A 7673-nucleotide genomic window follows, 5' to 3' on the forward strand; every position below is an offset into this window, starting at 1 on the left:
GACCAAATAGCGTCGCTCAGAATCGTTACATTTTAAATTCGGGCAAAAACAGCCAAATAAGGTTTCCTGAGATCGTTAGAGCTTAGCTTCCCTAAAAACGCCCCTCTCCACACCAACTTTACAAAACTGACGTGACTTATCGGGTAAACTTATCCGGGAGGAATTCCCGTTTTATTTAGTTATTTAGAGGGTGTTGTGAAACCTACTGCGTGCATTTTCTGCCGCCTTTTCGCCCCCGCTGCATCAATTTCCCTTGACGCACACGCCACGCCTGCCGTAAACTTCCTGGCTTGGATCGGAACGAAAATACTGCAAGTATTGCATTCCTCAGCATTTTCAGACATGCCCTAGTACAGTCTCGTTAATGCTTCATTCGTGAAAGGAATAATATCCGAGGTGCGTCCTTGCTTCACTTTGAGCGGCCATTCCGGATCACTGAGCAGCACACGTCCCAGCGCGATCAGGTCAAACTCCCCATGCTCCAGCTTCTCATTTAATTCATCGAGATGTGCATCTCCAGTCCCTTTGTTCTCGGCCGTCCGCTCCACGAACTCTGCTTCAAGTCCTACAGAACCTACGGAGATGGCAGGTTTTCCAGTGATTTTACGGGTCCAGCCTGCAAGGTTAAGATTCGAGCCCTCGAATTCCGGCAGCCAGAAGCGCCGTGTAGAACAGTGGAATATATCTACCCCCGCCTCACTGAGCGGCTGCAGAAATTGCTCCAGCTCTGCCGGTGACTCGACGAGACGGGCCTCGTAACTACCCATTTTCCACTGGGAGAAACGAAGCACAATCGGAAAATCAGGTCCCACTGCAGCACGGCATGCCTCGATAACCTCGACCGCAAACCGTGTCCGGCTGACCAGATCCCCACCATATTTATCCGTTCTTCGATTGGTCTGTCCCCAGAAAAATTGATCAATCAAATATCCGTGCGCACCATGCAGCTCAATGCCGTCAAATCCGATTCGTTTGGCCTCGGCCGCTGCCTGAGCATAAGCCTGAACCAGCTCCTGAATCTCTTCCTCGGTTAATGGCTCATATGCTGCTTCACCCGCCATGCTGACACCCGAAGGACTTACAGGATGAGCGTCTGGATTGGGCAAATCTCCAGCGCGCCGTGCCGTACCGACATGCCACAGCTGTGGCATAATTTTGCCGCCAGCCTCATGCACAGCCTTGACCACATTAGCCCAGCCTTGTAAAGACTGTTCGCCATGGAACAGCGGAATGCTCTCCCCGCTGACGGAGGAAGCATGATTAATGCCCGTGCCCTCCGTAATAATTAATCCCACACCACCCGCCGCTCTGCGACGATAATAGTCGGCCACTTCGGGCCCAGGCACACCGTTCGGTGAAAATCCGCGTGTCATTGGTGCCATAACGATTCGGTTAGGCAAGGTAAGCTTGTCGGACGTGAATGGTTTGAATAAAGCTGAAGGTACATTCATGATTTAGTCTCCTTTGCTATGGAAAGTATACTTTTCTCACTTACCTTGAGATGTGACATGCTTCGGATGAATACAGCTGTCATACGCCTGTGGACTGTCATGAATCTTGCTCTTTATCCATTTTATAGATTCTTATTTTTATTTTCAAACAAATTTCTCACGTACAAGTTTAGACAAAAAAAAGAACAGCCCTGTACAAGCCGCTGTTGAATAGCCCGAATGCCGCAAAATGCCTTGCATAGAAGGAACATAACCAGCTCCTTTCGTGGTCACCAATAAAGTGGGTGCAGCATAATATATAATCCATAATCTTCTAATCCATACAATCCATAATCTTTTAATCCATGCTACTCCATAATCCACTATCCATACTAATCCACAATCTTGCTTCTGCTTAATTCGAGTTTACAGGAATATTCTCGCGCTTTACCCGCAGCAGCTTTCCTGAAGAAGGAGACAGAACGTCCGGGTCAGTGCCGAGTCCAAAATAAAAATCTCCACCATACTCTTCGAATGACTTGGCGTACGTGTCCTGGGTAAATCGTAAAATTTCATTCCATGTGTTCAAATCACTGCTTTGATAAACACGGCTTATATAGAGACTGCTTTGCTTCCTTGTATACGTGAGCACATATACCTTGTCGTCACGCACCAGCAGATCGGTAGGTAACGCATTGGGATCAGGCAGCATGACACGTCTCGCCTGATTGATATCTGTCATCACATTCAGTGATTTAGGCATTATCTGAGAATCATTAAATACGCTGCCTACGATATAAACGAGTTTATCGTTAAAATTAACATTTTTGCCGATTTTGTTATACGGAGTTGTACCCTGCTGGTACGTCAGCCCTGGAAGTATTTTACTGCCGTAGACGACCACATCTCTCTTTTCCAAACGTTCGTTAATCTCAAGCAGGTATCCCTTGTCACCCCATATATTGTTCGCAGGATACATCATCGTTGAAGCGTATAATTTACCGTTGATTTGGAACATCGTATACACTCTGGCGCCCATGCCTTTAACTGTAGCAAACTGCTGCCAGCTTTCTCCGTCATCATGAGAGATCAGTACGATCGGTTTTTTTTCGGTCCCCAGTGCGGCGAAAAGCTTGCCTTGGTAATACGCCATATCATACACATGCACACCTAATGGCAAATTGCGATACTTGGTCCACACCTCTCCATCCAGGCGATAGAAATTTCCAAAATCCCAGCTCTCGCCATCGGAATCATTGCCCGGAATATACAGCTTGCCATTTAATACTTTGTAGACATCGATCTGCTCTTCATCAACAAACTTCTTGGCCTGAGGCAGGATGCTGGGGTTGCTGTTTGTCACCGTCTGTGTCTGAAATGCTGCGCTGGCCGCATCGTAGTATATGACAGGTATCGGTCCCGCATTTTGCGCTGGTCCTAAGTTACTGCTGTTCCCATGACCGAGATAGATCCGGCCTTTGTAAAGCTGCATGTCCCAGACGTTGTTTGCATAAGGCGACTTGTTAAAAGGCCTGTCGAGCAATTCCAGCTTGTTCGTCACATCCGCCGATTGTAATGGTGCACTTGACACATGAACTTTGCCTTGTTCGCTTGACACAGGCCCCGCTGCTGGTGCGGCTGTCTTGTGCTTGGCACTGCCCATAAACATCCAACCTGCCCCGGCGGCAAGAGCCAGTGCAATGGCTGTCCATCTTACTTTGCTTTGCATGTCCGTTTCCTCCTCCAACATGATGACTCACGTTAATATGAAACGATACATTTTGTATCTTTTTATAGTATGTAAAATGTAATGAAACTGCAACAAATTTCGCCCTTTTCAGCAAAAAAAGTAGACACTCTCATCTAAAGATGAAGGTATCTACCCAGGGTTTTATTTGCAATTCAAGACTTATTCTGCCTTAACCAGAATTTTCACTTGATTCTTCTCTTTGAGCAGTGCTTCGAAGCCATGCTCCACAACCTCATCCAGAGCAATTCGTTTAGTCACCAGCTTGTCTGCCGGGAAGAAGCCTTTTTCCATCAAGCTGATTACAGCCGGGAATACATCACGATAACCGATAATTCCATTTACTGTGCGTTCTTTCATGACAACAGAATTCGGCATAATTGGCGCTTCCTGTTCAAAAATACTTACAATCATCAATTCGCCGCCAATTCGCGTTGAATCAACAGCCTGCTGCAGCACGCGTGGAACACCCGTTACTTCATAAGCCACATTCACCCCGCCTTGCGTGCGCCGATGAATCTCTTCCACAACATTATATTCGGTAGGATCAATCACGATCGCTCCCAATTCCTCTGCTTTCGCTTTGCGTTCCTTCGACAGCTCCACGACATAAATATTCGAAGCCCCGGACGCTTTCAGTGCTTCAATAACAAGCAGACCGATCGGACCTGCACCGAACACCGCTGCAGTATCGCCTACTTTCAGTTTGCTCTGACGCACGGCGTGCAAAGCTACTGCGGAAGGCTCCACCAGTGCTCCCTGCTCATAAGAGATTGAATCAGGAATGGGATGTACCATGTTTTCCGCTGCGGTTACGTATTCGGAAAACCCGCCTCCGCCTCCGGCAAGGCCTAGAAATCCCATCTTGTCACACAGATTGTATCTGCCCTGCTTACATGCTTCACACTGACCACATGCATAGATCGGCTCCACAACAACACGATCACCGACCTGAAAACGGGTTACGCCTTCACCCACTTCAACGATTTGTCCAGAAAACTCATGCCCCATAACGATAGGTGCTTTCTCCCCTGTTAGCGGATGTGGGTCTTGAGCAGGAATAAAAATGGGTCCAGCTGTGTATTCATGCAGATCGCTACCACAGATTCCGCACCATTGCACTTTTATTTTTACCTGGCCTTGATCAGGCTGAGGTTCAGCAATATTTTCCAGACGCAAATCTTTAACTCCATGCCAACGCAATGCTTTCATTCAATTCATCTCCCAAATGATTTTTCAGCATATTCGGAAACGTTTCCGTAAATTAAATATGTCACATTTGAGATACGCTGTCAAACAAATTTCCCTGTAGATGTGTCTATCCTGTGAGTAAAAGCACGAATCAAACCTTGATTTAAAGCTGATTTTCTCGTTAATTGCTAACTCTGCTTTGCATTTTCGTTTATTTTTGATGATTTATTAGAAAAATAAACATAAAAATGCATAAACTTACATCATTTTCGCTTTGTAGGCGGGCTGATGCCGTGTACCAATGGTATAATCAAGTTATATGCATACCTTGCAAAACATACATAAGCCGAAAATACGGAATCGTTTCCGATGAAGTGAGGTCAACTATAAGTGAGTAAAGAACAGAAAATCACGATTAAAGATGTCGCTGAACGTGCCGGTGTAGGGATCGCAACGGTATCCCGGGCTATCAACAATGCGGAAGGAATCAGCAGCGCAACACGAGATAAAGTGATGCAGGCCATCGAAGAGCTGGGGTTCGTGCCCAATACCTCTGCACAGAGCCTGAAAATCCGGCAAACCCATCAGATTGCACTGGTGGTACCCGACATCCGCAATGCCATTATCCCTGAAATCTCCTGGTCAGTTGAGCAGACTGCAAAGCAGCACGGCTATCACATTGTGCAGATCAATACTGCAGGTAATGCAAGAACCGAACTTGAAACGATACGCAATGTGAAAAAGCTGCACGTTGACGGTCTTATTTTCATGCCGCTGGCCTATCCAAAAACGTTACCTGCACTAATTAACAAAGCTCCGATCCCGATCTCGATCATTAACTATGGCAAAAAACTGGAGCCAGGCATTCAGGCCGACATCGTCTCCTTGTCACAGCCTGAAGGTAAGCTTGTAATGGAGCATCTGTTTAAAATTGGACGAACCCGGATTGCTTATGCCGGTGCCCCTAAAGATATCATCGAGGAGCGCTATCGCGCTTACGAGCAGGCTGTGGGACATGTCGATATTTCGCTCGTTTATTTCGGGGAAGACTTCTCATTAGCTACGGGTGCAAGTGCTGCCGACTATTTCTACGGGTTAACCCATATGCCGGATGCGGTGTACGCCATTAATGATATGGTTGCCATCGGGCTTGTGAATCGCTTCAAGGAACTGGGCGTGCGTGTGCCCGAAGATGTTGCTGTGGTGGGCGTTGATAACAATCAATGGACGACGGTTTCCTCACCTCAGATCAGCTCTGTATCCATTATGGGTGAAGAAGTGTCTCGGCTCGCCACGGAGTTGCTGCTCAAACGCATTCGCGAGATGAGTACGACGGATTATGAGCACATTCAGTTTGAACCACGCCTGATTGTCCGCCAGTCCAGCGTAGCCATGATTCGCTCCTCATCACGCTGAAGGCCCGTTTCAATACCAAGCAAAAAGGTGCTAACAAGTCAGTGCAGCGACCTGACCAAGCACCTTTTTTTTGCATTGCATTTAATGTTCCGCCGAATAACTCTACCATATCTGCTTTTAATACAATTGAGTTAGATTGATTGAGTTAGATAGAGTTAGATAGAGTTAGTTAGATGTTAGATGTAGTTATTAATTGAGGGCATTAAATTGGGCTATTATCATTATTTTGTAATCGAAGTCTTCGTATAATCATCTTCATTTCAACTAGATAGAAATATAATGCCTTTAATCAGGAGAGCTGTTAGCACTGCTGCAAGCATTATTTTGCCAACCACTCGAAGCTTATTAACAAATAAATCCATCTTGGAATGATTGGTATGAAACAAAGATGTAGCTATGGCTATCAAAGCAAGCGTGCCGCCGCTAATAAGACAATATTCAACGATGTGAAGACCTCTTGTCATGAGCAAAATGCTCAGCAGGTAAAAACCTATCAGATAGATCCGATCCATGGTAAGCTTCATTTTTCACACTCCCCTTTCTTGGTTCATACGTTTACAGGACGGGAAGGTTGTATTTTTTCCATATTGATTTATGTTTTCGGGTAATGTTAATTTAATCTTAGTATGGACAGCTGAAATTATCCAGTACAGTATTAGGCCCAGACGTGGTATATTGCTCGGTTGTGATGCCATGCTGAGACCTAAGTAAATTACTTGATGTAGACACTCACTTCGGTACAGACATGACTTCAAGCAGCCACTACTGCGCGATTCGATGCAGGCATGACTTTGATGGAGTTCACTACTGCAATTCGATCAGAAAGACTTCGATGGAGGCCATTACTCTGATGCAACGCGATGCAGGCAGAAGTCCATTACTGCAATTCGATACAAGCATGACTTCGATGCAGTCCATTACTACGATTCGATGCAAGCATGACTTCGATGAAGCATATTACTCTTATGCAACGCAATAATTCAATGCAACTTAGCGCTCAAGCATTGATTTAAGCTTCTCATTGCGACTTTCCAGAAAAGCCTGCATGTATCTTTTCAGGATAAGGCGTTCTACAGCCCATCCGAGGACTCCCAGCGGCGCCTCAAATCGCAGTATGTCTCTCATACAAGTCTCTTGTTCCCCGCACACGCTGAAATGATGCTCATGACGCATGCTCTTGAACGCCCCCCTCTCCATCTGATCAACAAACAGATAAGGGCGATCATACGCTGTGATCCGTGAGGTTAACGTTTGCCTCACTCCAAAATGCACAGCCTCAAAGGTCACCGTATCTCCAGGACCAATCATGCCGCTGGTGACACCAGCTATCGCTCGTTCTTGCGTATGCTTCCATACCGTTCGGGTATGTACATCGATATCACGTGCGATATCGAAGCAGCGTTCGATCGGTGCATGTATGCTGGTCACTGTGGTCACTTCGATCATTCGCAAACACTCCTCTGTTCCATGTCTATTCCATGATTGTGCTTATGTGAGCCGGGTCTCCTGATTGTAACGATCCCAGGAAACCTTATTCCACCGAAAAAGGCAGCTTCCGAATTCTAACGAATCACAGGAACGTTATTTTGTTGTTTTGCCGTGTAAAACGCTGTTTTTTCATGTTTTCGCCTGAAATAGTGCATCTGAGATTCGTTAGAATTTCATCGACCTCAAATCAGGTCAAATAAGGCTTCTGGGAATCGTTAGGAATCGCTGACACATTCGATGTTTAGTTTCAATGAGCCACATGGACCTATGGACCTATGTCAAGAAAGTAGACACTACGCTACGGATTTGTCCGTAAATTTCTTCGCAAAACGAGCAGGGGAAAGATAACCTAGCGCACCATGCATTCGCTTGCGGTTGTAATAGAACTCAATGTACTGGTA

At 46.0% G+C, this 7673-nt stretch carries 7 protein-coding genes; 2 read left to right on the forward strand and 5 right to left on the reverse strand.

All coding sequences use genetic code 11. From position 1 onward, the window contains the following. Positions 1-347: 347 nt before the first annotated feature. The 3 genes from ACQSGY_RS04550 to ACQSGY_RS04560 form a co-directional block, all read right to left on the reverse strand. Positions 348-1451: an NADH:flavin oxidoreductase gene (locus tag ACQSGY_RS04550; RefSeq protein ID WP_427050839.1), complete on the reverse strand. Its 1104-nt coding sequence runs from the start codon at positions 1449-1451 to the stop codon at positions 348-350. 394 nt (positions 1452-1845) lie between these two features. Beyond that, positions 1846-3159, reverse strand: a complete 1314-nt coding sequence (locus ACQSGY_RS04555) for a hypothetical protein (protein ID WP_427050840.1) — start codon at positions 3157-3159, stop codon at positions 1846-1848. Positions 3160-3339: 180 nt separating this feature from the next. Next, entirely contained in the window at positions 3340-4389 is a 1050-nt protein-coding gene (locus tag ACQSGY_RS04560) for a 2,3-butanediol dehydrogenase (protein ID WP_427050841.1), read from the reverse strand. 369 nt (positions 4390-4758) lie between these two features. Between ACQSGY_RS04560 and ACQSGY_RS04565 the strand changes: the two genes are divergently transcribed. Then, positions 4759-5784: a LacI family DNA-binding transcriptional regulator gene (locus ACQSGY_RS04565; protein WP_427050842.1), complete on the forward strand. Its 1026-nt coding sequence runs from the start codon at positions 4759-4761 to the stop codon at positions 5782-5784. Positions 5785-6044: 260 nt separating this feature from the next. Here ACQSGY_RS04565 and ACQSGY_RS04570 read toward each other — a convergent pair whose 3' ends face one another. Continuing rightward, positions 6045-6308, reverse strand: a complete 264-nt coding sequence (locus tag ACQSGY_RS04570; RefSeq protein WP_427050843.1) for a hypothetical protein — start codon at positions 6306-6308, stop codon at positions 6045-6047. Between the two features lie 308 nt (positions 6309-6616). Here ACQSGY_RS04570 and ACQSGY_RS04575 point away from each other — a divergent pair, with 308 nt between their 5' ends. Beyond that, positions 6617-6763 carry a hypothetical protein gene (locus ACQSGY_RS04575; protein WP_427050844.1) on the forward strand — a complete coding sequence of 49 codons (147 nt, stop codon included), beginning with the start codon at positions 6617-6619 and terminating at the stop codon, positions 6761-6763. Between the two features lie 11 nt (positions 6764-6774). Here the strand turns inward: ACQSGY_RS04575 and ACQSGY_RS04580 are convergent, their stop codons facing one another. After that, positions 6775-7230, reverse strand: a complete 456-nt coding sequence (locus ACQSGY_RS04580; protein ID WP_427050845.1) for an SRPBCC family protein — start codon at positions 7228-7230, stop codon at positions 6775-6777. Positions 7231-7673: the final 443 nt, after the last annotated feature.

Origin of the sequence: Paenibacillus sp. TC-CSREp1, from assembly GCF_050171015.1 — a bacterium.
In the GTDB taxonomy this organism is placed as follows: Bacteria; Bacillota; Bacilli; order Paenibacillales; family Paenibacillaceae; genus Paenibacillus; species Paenibacillus silvae.